Below are 25,042 nucleotides of genomic sequence, written 5' to 3'. Positions count from 1 at the left end.
CTCCGGCGTGAGGATAAACGATGAAAAAACAATTACTTTCTACCCTTGCTGCAAGCGTATTGATGTTGAGTGCCTCTGCTGTCCAGGCGCAGGACGCGCCCTCCCGCACCGAATGTATCGCCCCCGCCAAGCCCGGCGGCGGTTTCGATCTCACCTGCAAATTGATTCAGGTTAGCCTGCTTGAAACCGGCGCTATCGAAAAACCGATGCGCGTGACCTACATGCCCGGCGGCGTGGGGGCGGTTGCCTATAACGCCATCGTGGCGCAGCGTCCTGCGGAAGCGGGCACGGTGGTCGCCTTTTCCGGCGGCTCGCTGCTAAACCTCTCGCAGGGCAAGTTTGGCCGCTACGGCGTGGACGACGTGCGCTGGCTGGCCACCGTCGGCACAGACTACGGCATGATCGCCGTGCGCGCGGACTCCCCGTGGAAATCCCTGAAGGACCTGCTCAGCGCGATGGAAAAAGATCCGAACAGCGTGGTGATTGGCGCGGGCGCCTCCATTGGCAGCCAGGACTGGATGAAGGCGGCGCTGCTGGCGCAGCAGGCGAAGGTTGATCCGCACAAGATGCGCTACGTGGCGTTTGAGGGCGGCGGCGAGCCGGTGACGGCCCTAATGGGCAACCACGTTCAGGCTGTCTCCGGCGATCTCAGCGAGATGGTGCCGTATCTAAGCGGGGATAAAATTCGCGTGCTGGCCGTCTTTGCCGAAGAGCGCCTGCCGGGCGCGCTGGCGAACGTTCCCACCGCCAAAGAGCAGGGCTATAACCTGGTCTGGCCGATTATTCGCGGCTTCTTCGTCGGGCCGAAGGTGACCGACGCGGAATACCAGTGGTGGGTGGACGAATTTACCAAACTTCAGCAGACCGAGAGCTTCAAAAAGCAGCGCGATCTGCGCGGGCTATTTGAGTTCAACCTGAACGGCAAGCCGCTGGACGAGTACGTCAAAAAACAGGTGAATGACTACCGCGAACAGGCGAAAGCCTTTGGTCTGGCGAAATAACCGGAGGCGCTATGAGCGATCGCATTTTTGCCGGGATCTGGCTTTTGCTGTGCGTGGGCGGGCTGTTCATCGCCTGGCAAATCCACAGCGAATACAGCTATGAACCCGTGGGGCCACGCCCCTTCCCGATGGGCATTGTCGGCCTGATGCTGCTCTGTTCGGTGGCGCTGCTGTTGCGCCATCCGGATACCGTGGAGTGGCCGCCACGCCGCACGCTGCAACGTCTGCTGGTGATGGTAATTATCCTGCTGATGTACGCCTGGGGCTTTGAGTGGCTCGGCTTCCCGATTGCCACCGCCATCCTGACGATGGTGATTGGTTTGCTTTTTAACGCCTCGCTGCCTGCGGCGGGGATCTCCGGGGTCGTACTGGGCATTTTGCTCTGGTACGCCTTCGACCGCCTGCTGGACGTGACCCTGCCGCTCGGCGCATGGTTTAACTAACGGAGCACGCTATGGATACCTGGATCTATCTCTCTCAGGGGTTCGCGGTAGCGATGACCCCGGAAAACCTGGTCATCGCCCTGATCGGCTGCTTCGTCGGCACGATCGTCGGCCTGCTGCCCGGCCTCGGGCCCATCAACGGCGTGGCGATTTTGCTCCCGCTGGCGTTCGCCCTGCACCTGCCCGCAGAGTCCGCGCTGATCCTGCTGGCAACGGTCTATATCGGCTGCGAGTACGGCGGGCGCATATCGTCGATTCTGCTCAACGTGCCCGGCGATGCCGCCGCCATCATGACCGCGCTGGACGGCTACCCGATGGCGCAGCAGGGGCGCGGCGGCGTGGCGCTCTCGATTTCCGCCGTCAGCTCGTTCTTCGGTTCGATGATTGCGATCGGCGGCATCATTCTGTTTGCTCCCGCGCTGGCCGAGTGGTCGCTGGCGTTTGGTCCGGCGGAATATTTTGCACTGATGGTATTCGCCATTGCCTGCCTCGGCAGCATGATGGCGCAGAATCCGCTGAAGTCGTTTTTATCCGCGCTGATTGGCTTAGGTTTAGCCACCGTCGGCGTGGATGCCAACACCGGGGTTTATCGTTTTACCTTCGACAGCGTTCACCTCTCCGACGGCGTGCAGTTTATCGTCGTGGTGATTGGCCTGTTCTCTGTTTCGGAAATCTTACTGATGCTGGAACATACCAGCAGCGGGCAGACGCTGGTCCGTAAGACCGGACGAATGCTCTTTAATGCCAAAGAGGGGGCGCAGTGCGTGGGCGCCACCTTACGCTCGTCGGTCATCGGTTTCTTCGTCGGCGTGCTGCCCGGCGCGGGGGCGACCATCGCAAGCGCCATCACCTACATGACAGAGAAAAAGCTGAGCGGCAACAGCGATAGCTTCGGAAAAGGCGATATTCGCGGCGTCGCTGCGCCAGAGGCGGCCAATAACGCCTCGGCCTGCGGCTCGTTTATTCCGATGCTGACCCTGGGCGTGCCGGGCTCCGGCACCACGGCGGTGATGATGGGCGCGCTCACGCTCTACAACATCACGCCGGGGCCAGCGATGTTCACCGAACAGCCGGACATCGTCTGGGGCCTGATCGCCGCGCTGCTGATTGCCAACGTGATGCTGCTGGTGATGAACATCCCGCTGATTGGGCTGTTTACCCGCATGCTGACCATTCCGCTGTGGTTCCTGGTACCCGCGATTGCGGCGGTCTCGGCGGTGGGGGTGTATGCGGTTCACAGCACCACCTTCGACCTGGTGCTGATGGTGCTGCTTGGCGTGCTGGGCTATATCCTGCGCAAGATGCACTTCCCGATGTCGCCGCTGATTTTAGGGTTCGTGCTGGGGGAAATGCTTGAACAGAACCTGCGCCGCGCGCTCTCAATCAGCAACGGCAATATGTCGATTCTGTGGGAGAGCAGCGTGACCAGGGTGCTGCTGGGGATGGCCATCGTGGTGATCGTGGTGCCGCCGGTGCTGCGCCTGCTGCGTCGCCGCCAGCGCAGGGCGCAGCCCGATATCGGCTAACTAGCCTTTCAGCTGCGCATTAACCCACTGCCTTAACGCCTGGCGGGAGATTTTAATCCCGCCCGTTTTCAATTCCGGGGGCAGCACCAGCCAGCGCACCGGCTGCTGAAAGCGCGCCAGCTTATCGCTAACCCACTCCGGCAGGCGCGCAACGTCCGCTCCCGGCTCGCACTCCACCACCGCCACCGGGCGTTGACCAAATTCGGCATCGTCCAGCGGAACGATAAAGACCTGGCTTATCTGCGGGTGCGTGGCAATCACGCGCTCCAGCGCTTCGGGCTGAATGCCCTCTCCACCACTGAAAAAGAGGTTATCCATTCGCCCAAGAACGGTCAGGCGGCCGCCGTGAAGCTCGCCGCGATCGCGGGTGGCAAACCAGCCTTCGTCATTCACCAGCGGCAGCAGCGCGCCGTCTCGCCAGTAGCCCGCCGCCATGCTTTTCGCCTTCAGCCAGATTTCCCCCCCTACAATCTGCACCTCTCTGCCCGGCAGCGCGGGGCCAACGTCGGCTTCACCGTCCGCCTCCTTGGCGCAAACCGTTGAGGCAAATTCGGTCAGGCCGTAGCCGCAGAACGTGCGAACGCCCTGCTCCCGCGCCCTGAGGGTCAGCTCAACGGGAATGGCCGCGCCGCCGAGCAGCACCGCCCGGAGCGCGAGCGGGCACTGTGCGTTCAGCAGACGCCACAGCTGCGTCGGCACCAGCGACGCGTGCGTGCAGCCACGCAGCGCCTGCTCCAGGGGCTGCTTCTCGCGCACGGTTAAGCGCGCGCCCGCCTCTAGCCAGCGCCACAAAATGCCCTGGCCGGAGACGTGAAACAGCGGCAGCGACAGCAGCCAGTCGTCATCGGGACCGTACGGCATCAGCGCCAGCACGCCCCGTGCGCTGGCGAGATGGGCAGCACAGGTGTGCACCGCCGCCTTGGGCAGGCCGGAAGAGCCGGAGGTCAGGGTCATGGAGGCAAGGCGATCCGGGCTCCACTCCGCGGCGTGCGCGCCAGCGGTCGCGCTCAGCGTCAGCGCCGGAAGCGCGTCATAGCCGCCGTCCAGCACCAGCGCATGCCGCAGCGTCATCTGCGGGAGCAGCACGTCCAGCAGCGGGCGCGGAAGCTGGGGATTCACCGGAAGAATGCGCGCCCCGCACTGGAGCAACGCCAGCCACGCCAGCAGCGCGCGCGGATGGTTGTGGGCGAGCAGCATCACGCCGTCGCCCTCCCCCACGCCCTGCTGGTGAAAGCCGCAGGCAAGTCCGTCAATCTTCTCGCAAAGCTGCCGCCAGGTGAGCGTATCATCGCCTAGCCGCAGCGCGGGTTTCTCCGCGTAACGCGCGCGCCAGTGCCGCCAGGGCCAGTCGGTAAAGCTCATAGCAGCGGCTCCAGCGCCTCAACGTTCAGGCAGGGGAGCGTGCTTTCCGGCCACCGGCGAACCAGCTGCGCCTGCATCAGGCTGAGCGTGTCGAGGCCCGGCACGGTATCCGGCGTGAGCCACGCGGCGACGCGCGCCAGCTGCGTGAGCCCGAGGCTGGATTCGATGGACGAGCTGATCACCGCCGTCAGCCCCAGCGCGTGCGCGGCGGCAACCTGCTCGCGCACCGTTTCCAGGCTGCCGGTGAGGGTCGGCTTGATGACCACCGCGCTCACGCCCGGCTCGGCGACAAACTCAAAGTCGGCCTCGCGCAGGCTCTCATCCCAGGCAATCGCAATCCCCGTTTCGCGGGCAAAGGCGCGGGAGTCATCGCGCGTTTTGCAGGGCTCTTCGAGAAACGCAATGCGGCTGCGGTACGCAGGGTTGACGTATTTCGCGAACTGCTGCGCCTTGAGCGGCGTCCAGGCGCGGTTCGCGTCCAGGCGCAGGCGCAGATCCGGGATGGCTTCGAGCAGCAGGTTGGCCACCATGCCGTCGCGCACGGCTTCGTAGAGGCCGACCTTGATTTTCGCCACCTTCTCGCCGGGCATGGCGGAAAGCAGCGCAAACAGCTCGTCCGGATCGCCCGTGCAGAGCGGCGCGGCGCGATAGTTTGCCGCGTCCGGCAGCGTACCGTTCAGCTCCGCCAGCGCGCAGCTGATGCCAAACGCGACGGAAGGCATCTCAGGCAACGACGGGCTTTCGCCGCTGCGCCATGCCTGAACCCAGGCCGTCAACGCGGCCTGCGCATCTTCCAGCGACTCCAGGCTGAAGCCCGGAAGGGGCGAAACCTCGCCCCAGCCTTCCCGCTCGCCCACCTGAAGATGAACGAAGCATCCGTCACGGGTTTTTAACCGCCGATCGCGCAGCACCACGCCCGCGTCCATCGGTATCTGCCAGCGGTAAACCTGCGCGCGACGCATTACGGGTTCCGTTTGTATTTGCTGAAGTCCGGCTGGCGCTTTTCGTTAAACGCGTTGCGTCCTTCCTGACCCTCTTCGGTCATGTAGAACAGCATGGTGGCGTTGCCCGCCAGCTCCTGCAGGCCCGCCTGGCCGTCGCAGTCGGCGTTCAGGGCCGCCTTCAGGCAGCGCAGCGCCATTGGGCTGTTTTGCAGCATTTCGCGGCACCAGCGCACGGTCTCTTTTTCGAGATCGGCAATCGGCACCACGGTATTCACCAGGCCCATATCCAGCGCTTCCTGGGCGTTGTACTGGCGGCACAGGAACCAGATTTCGCGGGCTTTTTTCTGCCCCACGATGCGCGCCATGTACGAAGCGCCCCAGCCGCCGTCGAAGGAGCCCACTTTCGGACCGGTCTGGCCGAAGATGGCGTTTTCCGCCGCGATGGTCAGGTCGCACATCATGTGCAGCACGTGGCCGCCGCCGATGGAGTAGCCCGCCACCATCGCCACAACCGGTTTTGGACAGGTGCGGATCTGGCGCTGAAAATCGAGCACGTTCAGGTGATGCGTACCGGCATCGTCCTGGTATCCGCCGTAGTCGCCGCGCACCTTCTGGTCACCGCCGGAGCAGAACGCTTTATCCCCTTCACCGGTCAGCACGATGACGCCGATATTGTCGTCATAGCGCGCGTCGGCCAGCGCCTGAATCATCTCTTTCACGGTCAGCGGACGGAACGCGTTGCGCACCTGCGGGCGGTTAATGGTGATTTTGGCAATGCCGTCGGCAGATTTGTGATAGCGAATATCGGTGTAGCCTTCGGAGCAGTCTTGCCATTCAACCGGGGCGTACAGCATGTGTTCATCAGGATAGATCATAGAGTGTCCTTTATTCGAAGACGCAGTATCTGAGCCAGACAGGACGCGACCGCATCGGGATTTTCCCGATGGGCGTTGTGTCCGGCGTGAGGAATAACATGGCGAGTGGCGTTCAGTTCGGCGGCGATTGCCGCAAACTTTTCGTCACGCTCGCCATACATATAATCGAAATTTCGCCCCCGAAGCGCGGGGCGTAAATCAGGCTGAGCGCCGAGCGACGTCGCCTCCAGCATGTCGGCCAGATTCGCGCCGCTATTTACGCTGCGCAGGGCAATCAGCTCCCGGCGCTGGGCCTCGTTGAGCGAGGCGAAAACCGGCTGCCGGTACCAGTCGGCAAAAACGTCAGCCAGCGGTTCGGTGCGAAAGCGCGACGCCCAGCGGCGATCGGAAGCCAGGCGCGCCTGACGCGAAGCGTCATCCAGAAGTCCGGGATGACCGCCTTCAACCACGATGCCGCACAGCCCTTTTGGGCTCTGGCAGGCGTGGAACATCGCCATGCGGCCGCCGAGGGAGTACCCCACCAGCCAGTAGTTAAGTATGTTGTAACTAAGCAGCGTTCTGGCAAGCAGATCGCTGACCTCCTGGAACTCGCTTACGCGAATTTCAGCGGACGCGCCGTGTCCGGGCAGATCGAGATACAGCCGGGGATAATCGCTCAGCGAGGCGCCGACCGTCTGCCATTCGCGGCAGTCGCCGGAAAAGCCGTGCAGAAAAACCAGCCAGGGATAATCCGGCTTTCCGGCCTGCTGCACGCCCGCGAGGATCACAGGTGGCTCACCTGCGCCAGCAGGTTTTGCAGGGTCTGCGCACCGTCGGCCTCGTTCACCACCAGCTCAATCAGCGTGGCGCCAGGCTGACGCCACGCGCTGTTCATGGCGGCGTCCAGTTCGTCCCAGCTTTCCGGGCGGTGATACTTCAGGCTAAACATGGCCGCCGCGTGCTCGAACTGCACGTTTTGCGGCATCAGGTAGAAGCGCTCGCGCTCGCTTTGCGGCGTCGGCAACAGGGAGAAAATCTGCCCGCCGTTGTTATTCACCACGATCAGCACGAACGGCGCCGAGACCTGACGCAGCAGCGCCAGCGCGTTAAGGTCGTACAGCGCGGAGAGGTCGCCCACGATCGCCAGCGTCGATTTCGCGCTGGCGCGCTGAACGCCCGCGGCGGTAGAAATGAGCCCGTCAATGCCGCTCGCGCCGCGGTTGCTGTACACCGGATATCCGGCAGGCAGCTTCGAGAAGGCGTCAATCAGGCGAACCACCAGGCTGTTGCCAACGAACAGCTGTCCCTGCTCCGGCAGATAGCGACGAATGCGGTGCGCCAGCTCGGCCTCGCCAAACCCGTCGCAGTGCGCTTTGGTCAGTTCCCACGCCTGGCGCGAAAGTTCAGGCACGTCAACCGCCCACGGGCTGCGTTTTTCAGCCGGATGCAGCTCAAGCCAGCTCTCAATGTTGCTGACCAGACGGCGACCGCGATGGTGCGCCGGGTCGAGCCGCCCTTCCAGCGGATCGACCAGCCAGTACTCTTCCGGCGCGCAGGTCGCCTGCCACTGGAGCAGACGCTTGCCGGTGAGGCTTGAGCCAAGCTGGACCACAATCTGCGCCTGCGCAAGTTCCGTTACCGCCTTCGCGTTACCCAGCCAGAGATCGGCGCAGGGCAGCGGTTGTCCGGTCTGCGACAGCACGTCGCCAATCAGCGGCCAGCCCAGCGTTTTCGCCCACTCCGCGGCCAGCCTGCCTTCCGCCGCGCTCATCCGCCCGGCAACCACCACGCCGCGCTTTTGACGCCAGAAGAACCAGTCGCGCTGCTTCGCGCTTTGAAGATGCGTGTGTTCGCGCAGCCACGGCTTTTCGCTTTGCCACCATTCGCCGAGGGCGTTCTGCCACTCCAGCCCGGTGTCGTCCATCTCGCCATACAGCGGCTCGGCAAACGGGCAGTTAACGTGCAGCGCGCCGCTGCGCAGCGAGCCCATGGCGTGATCGAGCGTCGAGACAAGCCAGCTTGCGGGAATATCCTGCGTCGGGCGCGGGAGCGAAACGGTCCGTGAAGGATGCGTCGCAAAGATACCCGGCTGGCGAATCGCCTGGTTGGCGCCGCAGTCAATCAGTTCGGGCGGGCGATCGGCCGTCAGCAGGATCAGCTTTTCACCGGTTAATCCGGCTTCAATGATCGCGGGATACAGGTTCGCTACCGCCGTGCCGGAGGTGACAATCACCGCCACCGGCGCGTTGCTGACTTTTGCCAGCCCAAGGGCCAGATGCCCAAGCCCGCGCTCGTCAAAATGGGTGTGGTGAATAAATGCCTTGTTCTCCGCCGCCGCCAGGGTGAGTGGCGTGGAGCGAGAGCCCGGCGCAATGCACACGTGCCTGACGCCATGGCGGGTCAGGGCTTCAAGGATCACCGTCGCCCAGCGTCGGTTAAATGAACTTACTGACATGAGATTGTCCAGTATCAAGAATACGACACAGTATAAATAATAGAAAAAATGGGTATTTTGATATGAATCGGGAATGCGCGATTCAGTATTAATCCCTAAGGAGCAAAGAGCGCAAGCCGGCGGCTTTGTTTTCAATCTCCTGCCACTCCTGCTCGGGGTCAGAACCTCTCACGATCCCCGCTCCCGCATACAGGCGCAGCGCCGCGTCGCGCACGCGCGCCGAGCGCAGGGCCACGCAGAACTCGCTTTGTTCGCGCGACAGGTACCCGGCAGATCCGGCGTACCACTCCCGATCGAACGGTTCGTTACGCTGGATAAATTCGCGCGCGGGCTGACGCGGCAGGCCCGCGACCGCTGCGGTCGGCTGCAGCAAATTCAGGCACAGCTCGTCGTCGGGCTGCTTAAGCTCGGTCCAGATGCAGCGGCGTAAATGCTGCACCTTGCGCAGGCGCACGACCTGCGCGGGGAGCACCTCCAGCGTCCGGGCGTGATGCTGCAGGCGCTGGCAGATATCCTCGACCACCAGCATGTTTTCCCGCTGGTTTTTATCATCGTTCATCAGCCACTCGCCGAGGCGCTGGGCCTGGCTATCGTCGCTGTGGCTGGCAACCGTGCCCGCCAGGGCTTCGGTGCGCAGCAGCATGCCGCGCCTGCGCCACAGGCGTTCCGGGGTTGAGCCCAGGAACGCATTTTCGGCGTCAAACATCATGCAGAAATGATAGCAGTTGAGGTTCAGCGCGCGGCTGGCCGCCATCAGCGAAGCGGCATTCACCGGCTGATTAAAGTAAAGGTCGGTAGCGCGGGCCAGCACGACCTTTTCAAAATTGCCCTGGGCAATCGCGTCCGAGGCGCGGCGTATCAGGTCCAGCCATTCGGCGCGCTGCGGAAGATGCGTTTCGCGCTGCACCTGAACCGACAGGGGACGAACGGGTTTTGCCTCGCCAAGCTGCGCCAGAAATGCCAGCGCGCTTTGCGCGTCTTCCTTGAGAGAGGTTTCGCTCCACAGCTGCAGGCGAAGGGTAGCGACGCCAGCCGTGCGCTGCCATAGCAGGCGCGGCAGAAAGAGGTTGCCCTGCTCAGGGCTGAACGCGTTAAGCCCGCAGATGCGGGTGCTGTCGGGCGCGTCGTGGGAGTGCAAAAAGCGGGAGGCGTCGGCCAGCGAGCTGAAGTGCGCGACGGCGCCAAGCCCGGCAAGTTCTTCATCGCCATTGCGCTGCTGCCAGTAAAACTGCGGGTAGCAGGCCTGTGAGCCGAGCCAGGCCAGCGGGTCGAAGGCGTCGTTTAACGGGAAAGAGACATCGACATGATGCAAACCGGGTAAAGCGGGCAACGCTTGCGCAAGCTGGGTGCGCAACCGTTCCAGCGCGATGGACATCGAAAGCACGCGAACCTCTCCCTGTTAAAACGTCACATTATACGGGGTACTGACAATAAAAAGCAGTACCCACGTATAGGGAGTGGTTACCGTTACGCCATCGCCTAGCGGCGGGCCAGCAGTAACCCAAGCACCAGGCCCACGGCCGCACCGGCGCCAATGCCCTGCCACGGTTTTTCATGCACGTAGTCATCGGCGCGATAAACCGCTTTTTTGGCGCGATAGTAGTAATTATCAGACGCGTGGCTGACGCGGTTTTTCACCTCGTGCAGCGCATTTTCGGCGCGCGCTTTCAGCTCAATATATTTTTGGTCGGCAGGATCGCCGGAGGAACGCAGTACCTCTTCCAGCGTTTCGCTTAGCAGCGCCAGGTCGTCATCGATGCGGGTATCCCATGATTGAAATGACATATTTTTCTCCATGATTGTTTACCAGTTCGCTAACTATAGACAACGACAGCGGATTACGCCTGCTTCGCTTCCCGCGCCATCCCCACGTGTGGAATACCGTCTTCGTCGTAAACGTCCGTCACCGGGCTAAACCCAAAGTGGGCATAGAACGCCTGCAGATGGGCCTGCGCGCCGAGGTATAACGCCTTGTCCGGCCACTCTTTTTCACAGGCTGCCAGCGTTTTCTCCATCAGCTGATAGCCCAGCTTTTCACCGCGCGCTCTACCGCTGATAATCACGCGGCCGATGACCACGGGCTCGACGTCGCTGTCGCTTTTCAGAATCCTCGCATACGCCACCAGCTCGCCCTCTTTCCAGCCGAGGATATGGCGGTTCTCACCGACCAAATCGTCACCGTCGATGTCCTGATACGGGCAGGTTTGTTCAACAACAAACACTTCGCAGCGCAGCTTGAGGAGCGCGTAAAGGGACGGTACGGTCAGCTCGCTATGGTGTAAATTTTGCCACTCGATCATGTCGGTCTCCTTCCTGGGGTTCACCACGTTATACTAAACACCTTCCCATTCGGCAAAGGGCTGATTGCATTATGGAACTGATTTTTCTGGGGACGTCCGCCGGCGTGCCAACCCGCTCGCGCAACGTGACCGCCATCCTGCTGGATTTACAGCATCCGACGCGGGCGGGGCTGTGGCTATTCGACTGCGGCGAGGGCACGCAGCACCAGCTGCTGCGTACCGCCTGGCATCCCGGCAAGCTGGATAACATTTTTATTACCCATCTGCACGGCGATCACCTGTTCGGCCTGCCGGGCCTGCTGTGCAGCCGCTCGATGGCGGGGATTGCGCATCCGCTAACGATCTACGGCCCCACGGGCATCGCTGAATTTGTCGAAACCACGCTGCGCCTTAGCGGCTCGTGGACCGACTACCCGCTCGAGGTGGTGGAGATTGGCGAAGGCCTGGTTTTTGAGGACGAGTGCTACCGGGTGACCGCCCGACGGCTCAATCATCCCGTTGAGTGCTACGGCTACCGTATCGAAGAGCATGACCGACCCGGCGCGCTCGACGCCGCTGCGCTTATCGCCGACGGCGTCAGGCCGGGGCCGCTGTTCCAGCGCCTCAAGCAGGGCGAGACCGTGACGCTGGAGGACGGGCGCGTCGTCAACGGGCGGGACTACCTTTCCCCACCGCAGGCGGGTAAAAAGCTGGCTATTTTTGGCGATACCGCCCCCTGCCCTTCGGCCCTTCTGCTTGCGCAGGGCGTGGACGTAGCGGTGCATGAAGCCACGCTCGAAGCGGCAATGGAGGAGAAGGCCAACGGCCGCGGACACAGCTCAACCCGTCAGGCCGCCCAGCTGGCGCGCGACGCGGGCGTGGGAAAATTAATCGTGACTCACGTGAGCTCGCGCTACGACGCGCGGGGCGGTGAAAGCCTGCTGGCGGAGTGCCGGGCGGTGTTCGACAACTGCATGCTGGCTGACGATTTTACCCAGGTCAGCGTTTAGCCCTTCATTTTTCCCCCGGAATGCCGATAACGATTAAAAGGGCAGCATTTCACTTGAGGGTAGAATGGATAATTTCCAGAAAGATATTGATGACAGGGCGAATCTAACCCTGTCCAACCGTTTTGAGCTGTTGCTGTTCCGTCTCGGCACCTCGTTGAACGAAAACAAATCCGAGCTGTTCGGCATTAACGTGTTTAAGCTGCGCGAGATCGTGCCGATGCCGGAGTTCACGAAGCCTGCGGGCATGAAGTCTCCGCTGATGGGCATGGTGAACATACGCGATCAGGTGATCCCGGTGATTGACCTGGCGGCGGTCGCGGGCTGCAAGCCGACAACCGGCCTGAACATTCTGCTGATCACCGAATATGCGCGCAGCGTGCAGGCGTTCGCCGTGGAGTCCGTTGAGAACATTATGCGTCTCGACTGGAAGCAGGTTCACGCGGCTGAAACGGCGGTCAGCGGACGTTACATCACCAGCATCGCCTGTCTGGACGAAAAGACCGATACCAACGATCTGGCGATGGTGCTGGACGTTGAGCAGATCCTGTATGACATCACCCCGGCGAACCACGATCTGCACGCCACGAATCTGCAAACGACTAAATTCAGCATCAAGCCGGGCGCTGTCGCCATCGTGGCGGAGGATTCCAAAGTCGCGCGCTCAATGCTGGAGAAAGGCCTGGAGGCGATGTCCATTCCGGCGCAGCTGCACATTACCGGCAAAGACGCGTGGGAAAAGATTGGCGTTCTGGCCGCACAGGCGCAGGCGGAAGGCGTGCCGATTACCGACAAAATCGCGCTGGTGCTGACCGATCTCGAAATGCCGGAGATGGACGGTTTTACGCTGACGCGCAAGATTAAGTCTGACCCGGTGCTGAAGGATATTCCGGTGGTGATCCACTCTTCGCTTTCGGGCAACGCCAACGAAGACCATATTCGCAAGGTGAAGGCCGACGGCTACGTGGCGAAGTTTGAGCTGAACGAGCTGTCGTCGGTGATTGGAGAGGTGCTGGATCGCTCGATGAAGAAGATTGACGGGCCGCTGATCAGTCGTAAGCAGCTGGCTTAGGATTGTGCGGGCTGATGCCCTCACCCCGGCCCTCTCCCACGGGGAGAGGGAGAAAACCATAAAAAAAACCCGCCTCGGCGGGTTTTTCGTTCAGTGCGGGCTGATGCCCTCACCCCGGCCCTCTCCCACGGGGAGAGGGAGAAAACCATAAAAAAACCCGCCGAGGCGGGTTTTTGTTTTTACATTAATGGCATCGCGCGCTGAACGATATCAATCAGCGGCTGCGGATAGATACCGAAGATCAGCACCAGCAGCGCGGAGATCAGCACCACGATACCGCCCGCACTGTACTGCCAGTTGGACGGCGCATCGCGGTTGAGCTGCTGAGGCGCGCTCAGGTAGAGGCTAACGGCAACGCGCAGGTAGTAGTACAGACCAATCGCGGAACCGATAACCACACCGGCGGTCAGCCACCACAGGCCAGCCTGCACACCGACGGCCAGCACGTAGAACTTACCGATGAAGCCCAGCGTCATTGGGATACCCGCCAGAGAGAGCATCATCACCGTCATCACCGCAGACAGGATCGGACGGTGCCAGAACAGGCCGCGGTAGGAGAATAGCGAGTCAGCATCCGGGCCACGGTATGGGCTGGACATCAGGCTCACCACGCCGAACGCGCCGAGGCTGCTGAACAGATAACCGGCCAGATAGACGCCTACGGCCTCCATCGACATCTCACCGCTCTGCAGCGCAATCAGCGCCACCAGCAGGTAGCCGAGATGGGAGATCGACGAGTAGCCCAGCAGACGCTTGATGTTGGTCTGGCTCAGCGCCATCAGGTTACCGAAGATGATGGAGACGAATGCGATGATGCCCAGCACCACGCGAACCGCTTCGCTATCGCCCACCGGCGCGTACAGGAACAGACGCATCACCACGCCGAAGATGGCGATTTTACTCGCCGTCGCCAGGAAGGTAGAAACCGGCGCAGGTGCGCCCTGGTATACGTCTGGCGTCCACAGGTGGAACGGCACCAGAGAGAGCTTGAAGCCGAGGCCAACAATCATCATGCCCAAACCGGCCAGCAGCAGCGGCTCGTGCAGCATGCCGTCGCCCAGGCTCTTGCCAATGGCCATGAATGAAAGGTTACCCGTCTGCGCGTACAGCAGCGCGATACCGAACAGCAGGAACGACGACGCGGCGGCGGACAGAATGGTGTACTTAATGGCCGCTTCCAGAGAGCGCTTCTGGCGGAAGGCGTAGCCAATCAGGCCGAACAGCGGCAGAGAGATAAGCTCAATGCCGAGGAACAGCGCGGCCAGATGGTTCGCATTCGCCAGCAGAATGCCGCCCAGCGCGGCAATCAGAACCAGCAGGTAAAACTCTTCTTTGTTGTCGTTGTAGCCTTCGAGCCACGGATAGGCAAAGGTGCAGGTTGCCAGGCTCGCCAGCAGAACCAGACCGGTATACAGCATGGCATAGCCGTCAACGCGCATCAGCGGGGTGACGTCCATCGCGCCCGCCTGGCCAACAAACCAGAGGGACACCAGCGCAGCGTTCAGACCCAAAACGGACAGGGTCGCATTCAGGAAGTGATTGCGTCGCCACGCAATGGAGAGCATCACAACCACCACCGTCAATCCGACGATCAGCAGCGGTAGCAGCGCGATCAGTTGTTGTGGAGTTATTGTCATGGCGAATTACGGCCTTGTAGTAGAAGCAGAATTAACAAACCACTGCTGGATGTTACCCATCGCGGAATGCGAGGTATCCAGAATCGGCTGCGGATAGAAGCCCAGCAGCACCAGCAGTACGACCAGCAGCAGGATGATGAACAGCTCGCGCAGCGACATCCCCGGCAGTTCTTGTGCAGCAATTTCGCTCTTCGCTTTACCGAAGTAGGCGCGATGCAGCATCGCCAGCGAGTACACAGAGGCGAATACCAGGCCAAAGGTGGAGATGACGGTAATCATCGGAACCACCTTGAAGCTGCCGAACAGGATCATAAATTCGCCGACGAAGTTACCGGTGCCCGGCATACCCAGGGTCGCCACCGCGAAGAACATGGAGAGCGCTGGCAGCCATTTCATCTTGCCCCACAGGCCGCCCATCATGCGCATATCACGCGTGTGCAGACGCTCGTACAGCTGGCCGCACAGGATGAAGAGGCCGGCAGCGGACAGGCCGTGCGCAATCATCTGAATCACCGCGCCCTGGTACGCCAGCTGGCTGCCGGTGTAGATAGCAATCAGCACGAAGCCCATGTGGGAAACGGAAGTGTAAGCAATCAGACGCTTGATGTCGTACTGCGTGAAGGCCATCCAGGCACCGTAGAAGATACCGATCACGCCCAGCCACATGGCAATCGGCGCGAACTCAGCGGAGGCATTCGGGAACAGCGGCAGCGCGAAGCGCAGCAGACCGTAGGCCGCGGTTTTCAGCAAGATACCCGCGAGGTCAACGGAACCCGCCGTTGGCGCCTGAGAGTGCGCATCCGGCAGCCAGCCGTGCAGAGGAACCACCGGCATTTTCACCGCAAAGGCGATGAAGAAGCCCAGCATCAGCAGATATTCTACGCCGTGCGACATCGGGGTGTTCAGCAGCTCTTCATAGTTGAAGGTCCAGACGCCGGTGGCGTTATGGTGCACGAACACCAGCGCCAGAATCGCAATCAGCATCACCAGACCGCTCGCCTGGGTGTAGATGAAGAACTTGGTTGCCGCCGTGATGCGCGTTTTACCGTCGGACGCCTTGTGGCCCCACAGCGCGATCAGGAAGTACATCGGCACCAGCATCATCTCCCAGAAGAAGAAGAACAGGAACATGTCGATGGCCAGGAACACGCCGATCACGCCGCCCAGGATCCACATCAGGTTCAGGTGGAAGAAGCCCTGGTATTTTTCGATTTCTCGCCAGGAGCACAGTACCGCCAGAACGCCGAGCAGGCCGGTCAGCACCACCATCAGCAGCGACAGACCGTCGATAGCCAGGTGGATCGTAATGCCGAAGCGCGGGATCCACGGCAGGATGAACTCAGACTGCCACTGCGGAATGCCCGCAGACTGCGTCAGAGAATAGCCACCCTGCAACCACAGTTGCAGGCCAAGCGCGAGCGTCAATCCCATGGTGATCAGCGCGATCCAGCGCGGCATCTTCACGCCAAAGCGTTCAGTCTGCCAGCACAGGAAGCCGCCGATGAAGGGAATTAATATTAGCCAGGGTAGTAACATGGCGATTTACATTCCTTTTTAAGGCCCCCAGCAGGGGCCTGATTTTCAACGAATTCGAATAAAATTCACTTAACGATCAACGCAACACCATCAGCAGCGCCAGCACGACAACCGCACCGATGCTCATGGACGCCACATACCAGCGCAGGTAGCCGTTCTCGCTGTACAGCAGGCCTTTACCTGCAAAGCGGGAGAGGATCGCCGGGATGTTCATCAGGCTGTTCAGCGGGTCGCGCTTCAGCAGCCACGCAATGCCCAGGAACGGCTTAACGAAGATCATGTCGTACAGCCAGTCGAAGCCCCACGCGTTGTACCACCAGGTGCCCAGCAGGCGGCCCGGCGCGCTGTTGGCAACGGCGGTCACCAGCGTGCGTTTGCCCAGCCACAGCCACGCTGCAATCAGGATGCCCGCGATAGCGACCACGCCGGAGGTGATTTCAAGCGTCAGTACGCGACCGTGCTCAAGCTCGGTGGTGGCCGGCAGTACGCCCTGCAGCGGTGGCACGATCATCGCGCCAACGAAGGTGGAGAGTACCAGCAGCACAATCAGCGGCAGGTGATGGGTAATCCCCTTCCCTGCGTGAGCGTGAATTTGTTCTTTACCGTGGAAGACGATGAAAATCATACGGAAGGTATACAGAGAGGTCATGAACGCACCGACCAGACCCGCAACCATCAGATTGATATGACCATTTGCCATGGCGCCCGCAAGGATTTCGTCCTTACTGAAGAAGCCCGCGGTGATCAGCGGCAGTGCCGCCAGCGCCGCGCCGCCCACCAGGAAGCAAGCGTAAACCAGCGGGATGGACTTGCGCAGTCCGCCCATCTTGAAGATGTTCTGCTCGTGGTGGCAGGCCAGGATCACCGAACCGGATGACAGGAACAGCAGCGCTTTAAAGAACGCGTGCGTCATCAGATGGAAAATGGCCGCATCCCACGCCTGTACGCCCAGCGCCAGGAACATATAGCCAATCTGGCTCATGGTGGAGTACGCAAGCACGCGTTTGATGTCGGTTTGCACCAGCGCGGCAAAGCCTGCCAGCACCAGCGTGACCGCACCGACGATACCCACCAGATGCAGAATTTCCGGCGTCATCAGGAACAGGCCGTGGGTACGCGCAATCAGGTAAACACCGGCGGTAACCATGGTCGCGGCGTGGATCAGCGCGGAGACAGGGGTTGGACCCGCCATCGCGTCAGCCAGCCACGTTTGCAGAGGAAGCTGCGCGGATTTACCCACGGCGCCGCCCAGCAGCATCAGCGTTGCCCACCACAGCATGTCGTTGCCTGCAGCGAAGTGCGCCGGTGCCAGTTCCACCATTTCGCGGAAGTTCAGCGTGCCCAGTTCGTTGTAGAGAATGAACAGCGCGAAGGCGAGGAAGACGTCACCCACGCGGGTCACGACGAACGCTTTCATAGCCGCTGCGCCATTCTTCGGATCGGTATAGTAGAAGCCGATCAGCAGGTAAGAGCAGAGACCCACGCCTTCCCAGCCGAGATACATCAGCAGCAGGTTATCGGCCAGCACCAGAACCACCATGCTGGCGATAAACAGGTTGGTGTAGGCGAAGAAGCGGGAGTAACCCTCTTCACCGCGCATGTACCAGGAGGCGAACATGTGGATCAGGAAGCCAACGCCGGTCACCACGGAGAGCATGGTCAGGGAAAGACCATCCAGCACCAGGTTAAAACCGATGTTGAAATCACCGACCGACATCCAGGTCCACAGCGGCACGCTGAAGGCCTGACGTCCATTGTTAAAGAAGTCGATACCCGCATACGCCGTGACCAGCGCAGACAGGCCGATAGAGCCGATGCCGACGGTTGCAGACAGATTCTCGGACCAGCGGCCGCGAGAAAACGCCAGCAGCACGAAGCCAATCAGCGGAAAAATAATGGTTAAGGCAAGCATGTTCATCCACGCAACTCACTTACTGAATCGATGTTCAGGTTCTGGCGGCGACGATGGAGCTGCAGCAACAGCGCCAGGCCAATACTCGCTTCCGCAGCCGCGAGGCTGATGGCGAGAATGTACATCACCTGACCGTCGGCCTGGCCCCAGTAGCTCCCGGCGACCACGAAGGCCAGCGCGGAGGCGTTAATCATGATTTCCAGACCGATCAGCATAAACAGTAGATTGCGGCGGATAACCAGACCGGTTAAGCCCAGGACGAACAAAATCGCAGCGAGGATCAGTCCATGTGTTAAGGGGATCATGCGCGCTCCTCCGTTTTTCTTTTCGCGCGGTCGTCAGTGCGGTTGCTCAGCACCTCGCCAGCACGCTCTTCGCGGCCAACGTGGAAGGCCACAACCAGACCCGCCAGCAGCAGCATTGACGCCAGTTCAACCGCCAGAACGTACGGGCCGAACAGGGCAATACCTACCGTCTTGGCGCCGATCGGCGTACCGTCGATGCCCTGATCGTTCACGCCCAGAATGGCGTACACAATCACCACCAGCATGATGGCCGACAGAATCGCCGGGCCAATCCACACCTGCGGTTTTAACCACCGGCGTTCCTGCTCAATTTCAGAGCCGCCCAGGTTCAGCATCATGACCACGAAGACGAACAGCACCATGATGGCACCGGCGTAGACGATGATTTCCAGCGCACCGGCGAAGTGCGCGCCGAGCGCGAAGAACACGCCCGAAATGGCCAGCAGCGAAATGATTAAATAGAGCAGCGCATGCACCGGGTTGGTGTGCGTAATCACTCGCAGCGTAGCCAGGATGGCGATAAGGCCACAGATATAAAAAGCGAATTCCATTGCCCTCTCCTTACGGTAACAGGCTCTTGACGTCGATAGGCTTAGCTTCGTTCTCTGCTTCGCCCTTATCTTTGCCGTCGATTGCCATACCCGCCATCCGGTAGAAGTTATATTCCGGGTATTTGCCCGGACCGGAAATCAGCAGATCCTCTTTCTCGTACACCAGGTCCTGACGCTTGTACTCACCCAGCTCGAAGTCTGGAGTCAGCTGAATCGCCGTGGTTGGGCACGCTTCTTCGCACAGGCCGCAGAAGATGCAGCGTGAGAAGTTGATGCGGAAGAACTCAGGGTACCAGCGGCCGTCTACCGTCTCTGCTTTCTGCAGGGAGATACAGCCAACCGGGCACGCTACCGCACACAGGTTACAGGCAACGCAGCGCTCCGAACCGTCCGGATCGCGCGTCAGCACGATACGGCCACGGTAGCGCGGCGGCAGATATACCGGCTCTTCCGGATACATCTGGGTTTCGCGTTTGGCAAACGCGTGCAGGCCGATCATCCAGATACTGCGTACCTGGGTGCCGAAGCCTACCAGTAATTCTTTTAAGGTCATGGTCTATAGCCCCTTATGGCTGCTGCCAGAGAATGACAGCCGCCGTTACCAGCAAGTTGACGAGCGTCAGCGGCAGGCAAATTTTCCAGCCGAAGGACATTACCTGGTCATAACGAGGACGCGGTAACGACGCACGAATCAAAATGAACATCATCATGAAGAACGCGGTTTTCAGCGCGAACCAGATGAACGGCGGTAAGAACGGGCCATGCCAGCCACCAAAGAACAGCGTTACCATCAACGCGGAAATGGTGACGATACCGATGTATTCGCCCACGAAGAACAGACCGAACTTCATGCCGGAATATTCAATGTGATAACCGTCGGCCAGTTCCTGCTCGGCTTCTGGCTGGTCAAACGGGTGACGGTGACACACCGCCACGCCCGCGATAGCAAAGGTAATAAAGCCAAAGAACTGTGGAATCACGTTCCAGATGTCGGCCTGGTTATTGACGATGTCGGTCATGTTGAATGAACCGGCCTGCGCCACCACGCCCATCAGGGAGAGCCCCAGGAACACTTCGTAGCTCAGCGTCTGCGCGGAAGCACGCATCGCACCCAGCAGCGAGTATTTGTTGTTACTGGACCAGCCTGCGAACAGCACCGCGTAAACCGCGAGGCCTGCCATCATCAGGAAGAACAGAATGCCGATGTTCAGGTCAGCCACAACCCAGGTCGGGCTGACGGGAACGATGGCAAACGCCAGCAGCAGCGAGGTGAAGGCGATCATCGGTGCCAGAGTAAAGATCACGCGGTCCGAGAAGCGCGGGATCCAGTCCTCTTTAAAGAACATCTTGATCATGTCCGCCACCAGCTGGAGTGAACCACCCCAGCCCACGCGGTTCGGCCCGTAACGGTTCTGGAACAGGCCGAGCAGACGACGTTCACCAAAGCTCATGAACGCGCCGCAGGTGACCACCACCAGCAAGATAACGACTGCTTTCAGAATGCTCAGCAGGATGTCGATAAGATCCGGCGTTAACCAACTCATGCTTTTGCCTCCTGCAGGTTATCAAGACGCGCACCCGCCAGTACCGGCGCGATGCCAGGCATGCCCATCGGCAGACCCACCTGCCCTGCCGTCAGGCTTTCAGAGATGATCAGCGGCAGGCTGATCGTCTGGCCGTCGTAGCTAAAGGCAATGTTCGCGCCCGCGTTGACGCCAAGCTTTGCGGCATCCGCCGGGTTAAGCTTGATGTACGGCTGCGGCATACGGGTCTGGAAGACCGGTGAGCGCTGGGACAGCTCGTCGCTACCGAACAGATGATAGTACGGCGCAATGCGCCAGCTGCCTTCCTGAGCCTCAAAGCCCGCCGGTACGCTGGTGAAGAAGTCCAGACCGGTTTCGGTGGCTTCAATCAGGCGCACGCCCGGGTCGCCGTGGCGCAGAGAACCGCCCACTTCAGCCTGGAACTTGTTCCATGCCTGCGGGGAGTTCCAGCCCGGTGCCCATGCGAACGGAACCTGAGAGCGCGGCGCAGACGGCTGGTTGTTCCCTTCCATGGAGAAGGCAAACATGGTGTCTTTGTCCTGCGGCTGACGAGGCTCATGCACGCTGATGTTGGCGCGCATCGCGGTGCGACCGCTGTAGCGGTGCGGCTCACGCGCCAGCTTCTGACCGCGAATGCGGAAGCTTGCGTCAGGTGCCGCGTCTTTGATGCCAGCAAGCTGAGGCAGTTTTTGCACCACCGCGTCGATAACGTGGTCCAGCTGCGTCCAGTCCACCTCACGGCTCTGCACGGTGCTGTGCAGTGAGTGGAGCCAGCGCCAGCTTTCCAGCATCACGGTGTTGCTGTCGTAGTAAGATGGATCATAGACCTGGAAGAAGCGCTGCGCGCGGCCTTCGTTGTTGATCACCGTACCGTCGCTTTCGGCGAAGCTTGCCGCAGAGAGCACCAGGTGCGCTTTGTCCATGATCGCGGTGCGCTGATGGTCGATAACCATCACCAGCGGCGCTTTGGAGAGCGCGGCGTCAACGCGCGCGGCAGAAGCATGGCGATGCAGATCGTTTTCCAGCACCACAACGGCGTCAGCAGAACCGGATTCCAGTTCGCTTAACGCTTCTTCCAGCGAGCCGCCGCCGATCATGCCCAGACCGATGCTGTTCACCGCGCGGGCGATCATGGTGATCCCCACGTCCGCGCCGCGGCCTTTGAGGGCTTTAGCAACGTTTGCAGCGGCCTGAACGATCTCCGCGCTGCCGGCGTTGGTGCCGGAAATAATCAGCGGTTTTTTCGCGCCAGCCAGGGCCTGAACAATCACATCGACCTTGTTTTGCAGGTCGCGATCCAGCTCAACGGCAGGAGAGTTGTTGTCCAGCGCGTGTGCAATGGCAAAGCCGAGACGCGCCTGGTCTTCAACCGGCGCGCAGTAGGTCCACGCAGCGATGTCGTCCAGACGGGTGTTGTCGACGTTGGTCACAAAAAGAGGATGCTTGGCGCGCTGGCCGATGTTCAGGATTGCCGCAATCTGCCAGTCGGCCACTTTCTGTGCCGCTGCCATTTCACGCGCCTTGCCTTTCACCGCCTGACGAACCGCCAGAGCGGCGCGAGCGCCGGTCTGGGTCAGGTCTTCACCCAGCACCAGGACCGCATCGTAAGATTCAATTTCGCGCAGCGCAGGGGTATGAATACCGCCTTCACGCAGCACTTTCAGCACCAGCTGCAGACGTTCCTGCTCGCCCTGGGCGATACCGGTGTAGAAGTTTTCCGCTCCCACCAGCTCGCGCAGCGCGAAGTTGCTTTCGATGCTGGCGCGCGGGGAGCCGATGCCGATGACTTTCTTCGACTGGCGCAGAATATCCGCCGCGCCCTGCATCGCCTGCTCGGCGTTCAGCGTGATCACGTCATCGCCGCGGCGCTGAACCGGCTGACGCGGACGGTCTTTCAGGTTCACATAGCCATAGCCGAAACGACCGCGGTCGCAGAGGAAGTAGTGGTTAACGGTTCCGTTGTAGCGGTTTTCGATACGGCGCAGTTCGCCGTAACGCTCGCCCGGGCTGGTGTTACAGCCGAGGGAACACTGCTGGCAGATGCTTGGCGCAAACTGCATGTCCCACTTACGGTTGTAGCGCTCGGAGTGCGTTTTATCCGTGAATACGCCGGTCGGGCAGATTTCTACCAGGTTACCGGAGAATTCGCTTTCCAGCACGCCGTCTTCAGGACGACCGAAGTAGACGTTGTCGTGCGCGCCATACACGCCCAGATCCTGACCGTCTGCGTAATCTTTGTAGTAACGCACGCAGCGGTAGCAGGCGATGCAGCGGTTCATTTCGTGAGAGATGAACGGCCCCAGGTCCTGGTTACGGTGGGTACGCTTGGTAAAGCGATAGCGACGGAAGCTGTGACCGGTCATGACGGTCATATCCTGAAGGTGGCAGTTGCCGCCCTCCTCACACACCGGACAGTCGTGCGGGTGGTTGGTCATCAACCACTCCACCACGCTTTCACGGAACTGTTTGGCTTCTTCGTCATCAATCGAAATAAAAGTGCCTTCGGTGGCTGGCGTCATACAGGACATCACCAGGCGACCACGCGTGTCTTCCGCGTTCTGATATTGCTTCACCGCACACTGGCGGCAAGCACCGACGCTGCCCAGCGCCGGATGCCAGCAAAAATACGGAATATCAAGGCCGAGCGACAGACAAGCTTCTAGCAGGTTGTCCGCCCCGTTGACCTCATATTCTTTGCCGTCTACATGAATCGTAGCCATTAGCATGCTTCCAGTTGGCTCGAATTAAATTCGAGCGTTAATCAAAATTCTGTTTTACCAGCGCGCTTTCAGCAGGTTCGGCTGAATCCCATTGATGGCATGGGTATTGCTGAACGGCTGCTTGATGCCTGCTTCAAATTCTTCGCGGAAATATTTAATCGCGCTCTGCAGCGGCTCAACGGCGCCCGGTGCGTGGGCACAGAAGGTTTTGCCTGGCCCCAGGAATCGACACAGCTGCTCAAGCGTTTCGATATCGCCAGGCTGGCCTTCGCCACGTTCAAGCGCGCGCAGGATCTTCACGCTCCACGGCAGACCGTCGCGGCACGGCGTACACCAGCCGCAGGATTCGCGGGCAAAGAACTCTTCCAGGTTACGCACCAGCGGAACCATGCCGATCTCGTGGTCGACGGCCATCGCCAGCGCGGTACCCAAACGGCTGCCCGCTTTGCCGATGCTTTCAAATTCCATCGGCAGATCGAGGTGGGCTTCGGTCAGGAAGTCTGTCCCTGCCCCGCCCGGCTGCCAGGCTTTGAACTTCAGGCCATCGCGCATGCCGCCCGCATAGTCTTCCAGAATTTCGCGCGCGGTCGTACCGAACGGCAGTTCCCAGACGCCAGGATTCTTCACGCGGCCGGAGAAGCCCATCAGCTTGGTACCGGCATCTTTGCTTGAGGAGATGCCCTGATACCACTCCACGCCGTTAGCGAGGATCGCCGGAACGTTGCACAGGGTTTCGACGTTGTTAACGCAGGTCGGTTTACCCCATACGCCGGAGCTTGCCGGGAACGGCGGCTTGGAGCGCGGGTTCGCGCGGCGGCCTTCCAGGGAGTTAATCAGCGCGGTTTCTTCACCACAGATGTAACGCCCGGCGCCGGTGTGCACGAACAGTTCGAAATCAAAACCGGTGCCCAGAATGTTTTTGCCCAGCAGGCCCGCTTCGGTGGCTTCCGCAATCGCGCGGCGCAGGTTTTCCGCCGCTTCGATGTACTCGCCGCGCAGGAAGATGTAGCCACGGTAGGCTTTTAGCGCGAACGCGGAGATCAGCATGCCTTCCACCAGCAGGTGCGGCAGTTGCTCCATCAGCAGGCGGTCTTTATAGGTGCCCGGCTCCATTTCATCAGCGTTACACAGCAGGTAACGGATGTTCATGGATTCGTCTTTTGGCATCAGGCTCCACTTCAGGCCGGTGGAGAAGCCCGCGCCGCCGCGCCCTTTCAGGCCAGCGTCTTTAACGGCGTTGACGATCTCGTCCGGTGCCATGCCGCCCAGCGCTTTACGCGCGCCGGCATAGCCATTTTTCGCCTGATACTCTTCAAGCCACACCGGCTGCTTGTCGTCGCGAAGACGCCAGGTCAGCGGATGGGTTTCAGGAGTCAGAATAATATTTTTCATTATTTATACTGCTCCAGCAGGTCAGGAATCGCTTCCGGCGTCAGATGGCTGTGAGTGTCCTCATCAATCATCATGGTCGGCCCCTTGTCGCAGTTACCCAGGCAGCAGGTTGGCAGCAGGGTAAAGCGCCCGTCGAACGTCGTCTGGCCCGGCTTGATATTGAGCTTCTTCTCAATCGCAGCCTGAATGCCCTGGTAGCCGGTGATGTGGCAAACCACGCTGTCGCAGTAGCGGATCACGTGACGGCCGACCGGCTGGCGGAAGATCTGGCTGTAGAACGTTGCCACGCCTTCCACGTCGCTTGCCGGAATACCCAGCACTTTCGCGATCTCGTAGATCGCACCATCCGGCACCCAACCACGCTGTTTCTGAACGATTTTCAGCGCTTCAATGGACGCCGCACGCGGGTCTTCGTAGTGGTGCATCTCGTGCTCAATGGCGGCACGCTCTGCTTCACTCAGCTCAAAAGCCTCGGTTTGTGGTTGTTGATTCTCGTGCATAA

Annotated in this window: 23 protein-coding genes; 5 read left to right on the top strand and 18 right to left on the bottom strand. The window is 60.6% G+C overall.

What is annotated here, in order from left to right; all coding sequences use genetic code 11:
* Positions 1-20 precede the first annotated feature (20 nt).
* Genes DBY73_RS06575 through DBY73_RS06565 form a run of 3 tightly spaced genes read left to right on the top strand, consistent with a single transcriptional unit; the run spans position 21 to position 2,970 of the window.
* Positions 21-1,001: a tripartite tricarboxylate transporter substrate binding protein gene (locus tag DBY73_RS06575; RefSeq protein ID WP_112010377.1), complete on the top strand. Its 981-nt coding sequence runs from the start codon at positions 21-23 to the stop codon at positions 999-1,001.
* A gap of 11 nt (positions 1,002-1,012) precedes the next feature.
* A complete protein-coding gene (locus DBY73_RS06570) occupies positions 1,013-1,444 on the top strand; it encodes a tripartite tricarboxylate transporter TctB family protein (RefSeq protein WP_112010376.1) in 432 nt (143 codons plus the stop codon).
* 11 nt (positions 1,445-1,455) lie between these two features.
* Positions 1,456-2,970 (top strand): tripartite tricarboxylate transporter permease, encoded by a 1,515-nt coding sequence (locus DBY73_RS06565; protein WP_112010375.1) that lies wholly within the window; start codon positions 1,456-1,458, stop codon positions 2,968-2,970.
* Here the strand turns inward: DBY73_RS06565 and menE are convergent, their stop codons facing one another.
* From menE to DBY73_RS06525, 8 genes are all read right to left on the bottom strand, one after another.
* Positions 2,971-4,332 carry an o-succinylbenzoate--CoA ligase gene (gene menE, locus DBY73_RS06560; RefSeq protein ID WP_112010374.1) on the bottom strand — a complete coding sequence of 454 codons (1,362 nt, stop codon included), beginning with the start codon at positions 4,330-4,332 and terminating at the stop codon, positions 2,971-2,973.
* Positions 4,329-5,294, bottom strand: a complete 966-nt coding sequence (menC, locus tag DBY73_RS06555) for an o-succinylbenzoate synthase (RefSeq protein ID WP_112010373.1) — start codon at positions 5,292-5,294, stop codon at positions 4,329-4,331. Before menC ends, menE begins: the two co-directional genes overlap by 4 nt.
* Entirely contained in the window at positions 5,294-6,151 is an 858-nt protein-coding gene (gene menB, locus DBY73_RS06550; protein WP_080328564.1) for a 1,4-dihydroxy-2-naphthoyl-CoA synthase, read from the bottom strand. The genes menC and menB overlap by 1 nt, the downstream gene beginning before the upstream one ends.
* The gene (menH, locus tag DBY73_RS06545; RefSeq protein WP_112010372.1) at positions 6,148-6,918 is read right to left on the bottom strand and encodes a 2-succinyl-6-hydroxy-2,4-cyclohexadiene-1-carboxylate synthase; all 771 of its coding nucleotides are present in this window, start codon (positions 6,916-6,918) and stop codon (positions 6,148-6,150) included. Before menH ends, menB begins: the two co-directional genes overlap by 4 nt.
* A complete protein-coding gene (menD, locus tag DBY73_RS06540) occupies positions 6,915-8,585 on the bottom strand; it encodes a 2-succinyl-5-enolpyruvyl-6-hydroxy-3-cyclohexene-1-carboxylic-acid synthase (protein ID WP_112010371.1) in 1,671 nt (556 codons plus the stop codon). The genes menH and menD overlap by 4 nt, the downstream gene beginning before the upstream one ends.
* 88 nt (positions 8,586-8,673) lie before the next feature.
* Positions 8,674-9,969: an isochorismate synthase MenF gene (gene menF, locus DBY73_RS06535; protein WP_112010370.1), complete on the bottom strand. Its 1,296-nt coding sequence runs from the start codon at positions 9,967-9,969 to the stop codon at positions 8,674-8,676.
* 95 nt (positions 9,970-10,064) lie between these two features.
* Positions 10,065-10,370, bottom strand: a complete 306-nt coding sequence (gene elaB, locus DBY73_RS06530; RefSeq protein WP_112010369.1) for a stress response protein ElaB — start codon at positions 10,368-10,370, stop codon at positions 10,065-10,067.
* Positions 10,371-10,423: 53 nt separating this feature from the next.
* Positions 10,424-10,885, bottom strand: a complete 462-nt coding sequence (locus DBY73_RS06525; protein ID WP_112010368.1) for a GNAT family N-acetyltransferase — start codon at positions 10,883-10,885, stop codon at positions 10,424-10,426.
* Between the two features lie 71 nt (positions 10,886-10,956).
* Between DBY73_RS06525 and rnz the strand changes: the two genes are divergently transcribed.
* A complete protein-coding gene (rnz, locus tag DBY73_RS06520; RefSeq protein ID WP_112010367.1) occupies positions 10,957-11,874 on the top strand; it encodes a ribonuclease Z in 918 nt (305 codons plus the stop codon).
* Between the two features lie 64 nt (positions 11,875-11,938).
* Positions 11,939-12,943, top strand: coding sequence for a chemotaxis protein (locus tag DBY73_RS06515; RefSeq protein ID WP_112010366.1), 1,005 nt, complete (start codon positions 11,939-11,941; stop codon positions 12,941-12,943).
* A 179-nt stretch (positions 12,944-13,122) separates the two neighbouring features.
* On the opposite strand, the gene nuoN is transcribed toward DBY73_RS06515, so the two are convergent.
* The 10 genes from nuoN to nuoE all read right to left on the bottom strand — a co-directional run bounded on the left by nuoN (position 13,123) and on the right by nuoE (position 25,040).
* Positions 13,123-14,580, bottom strand: a complete 1,458-nt coding sequence (nuoN, locus tag DBY73_RS06510) for an NADH-quinone oxidoreductase subunit NuoN (protein WP_112010365.1) — start codon at positions 14,578-14,580, stop codon at positions 13,123-13,125.
* 6 nt (positions 14,581-14,586) lie between these two features.
* Positions 14,587-16,116 (bottom strand): NADH-quinone oxidoreductase subunit M, encoded by a 1,530-nt coding sequence (gene nuoM / locus DBY73_RS06505; RefSeq protein WP_112010364.1) that lies wholly within the window; start codon positions 16,114-16,116, stop codon positions 14,587-14,589.
* Between the two features lie 76 nt (positions 16,117-16,192).
* Positions 16,193-18,034 carry an NADH-quinone oxidoreductase subunit L gene (nuoL, locus tag DBY73_RS06500; RefSeq protein ID WP_112010363.1) on the bottom strand — a complete coding sequence of 614 codons (1,842 nt, stop codon included), beginning with the start codon at positions 18,032-18,034 and terminating at the stop codon, positions 16,193-16,195.
* Positions 18,031-18,333: an NADH-quinone oxidoreductase subunit NuoK gene (gene nuoK / locus DBY73_RS06495; protein WP_006176506.1), complete on the bottom strand. Its 303-nt coding sequence runs from the start codon at positions 18,331-18,333 to the stop codon at positions 18,031-18,033. The genes nuoL and nuoK overlap by 4 nt, the downstream gene beginning before the upstream one ends.
* Positions 18,330-18,884, bottom strand: a complete 555-nt coding sequence (nuoJ, locus tag DBY73_RS06490) for an NADH-quinone oxidoreductase subunit J (RefSeq protein ID WP_112010362.1) — start codon at positions 18,882-18,884, stop codon at positions 18,330-18,332. Before nuoJ ends, nuoK begins: the two co-directional genes overlap by 4 nt.
* A gap of 10 nt (positions 18,885-18,894) precedes the next feature.
* Complete coding sequence (nuoI, locus tag DBY73_RS06485; protein WP_010433353.1) at positions 18,895-19,437, bottom strand: NADH-quinone oxidoreductase subunit NuoI; 543 nt, start codon at positions 19,435-19,437, stop codon at positions 18,895-18,897.
* Between the two features lie 13 nt (positions 19,438-19,450).
* On the bottom strand, positions 19,451-20,428 hold the full coding sequence (gene nuoH, locus DBY73_RS06480) for an NADH-quinone oxidoreductase subunit NuoH (protein WP_112010361.1): 978 nt from the start codon (positions 20,426-20,428) through the stop codon (positions 19,451-19,453).
* The gene (nuoG, locus tag DBY73_RS06475; RefSeq protein WP_146745751.1) at positions 20,425-23,148 is read right to left on the bottom strand and encodes an NADH-quinone oxidoreductase subunit NuoG; all 2,724 of its coding nucleotides are present in this window, start codon (positions 23,146-23,148) and stop codon (positions 20,425-20,427) included. The genes nuoH and nuoG overlap by 4 nt, the downstream gene beginning before the upstream one ends.
* Positions 23,149-23,202: 54 nt before the next feature.
* A complete protein-coding gene (nuoF, locus tag DBY73_RS06470) occupies positions 23,203-24,540 on the bottom strand; it encodes an NADH-quinone oxidoreductase subunit NuoF (protein WP_006176512.1) in 1,338 nt (445 codons plus the stop codon).
* Positions 24,540-25,040, bottom strand: coding sequence for an NADH-quinone oxidoreductase subunit NuoE (gene nuoE, locus DBY73_RS06465; RefSeq protein ID WP_006176513.1), 501 nt, complete (start codon positions 25,038-25,040; stop codon positions 24,540-24,542). Before nuoE ends, nuoF begins: the two co-directional genes overlap by 1 nt.
* Positions 25,041-25,042 lie beyond the last annotated feature (2 nt).

The sequence above is a fragment of the Enterobacter sp. RIT418 genome (assembly GCF_003057745.1).
In the GTDB taxonomy this organism is placed as follows: domain Bacteria; phylum Pseudomonadota; class Gammaproteobacteria; order Enterobacterales; family Enterobacteriaceae; genus Enterobacter.
The sequence above is the reverse complement of the archived record's forward strand: the minus strand, read 5'-3'. Positions and strand labels throughout refer to the sequence as shown.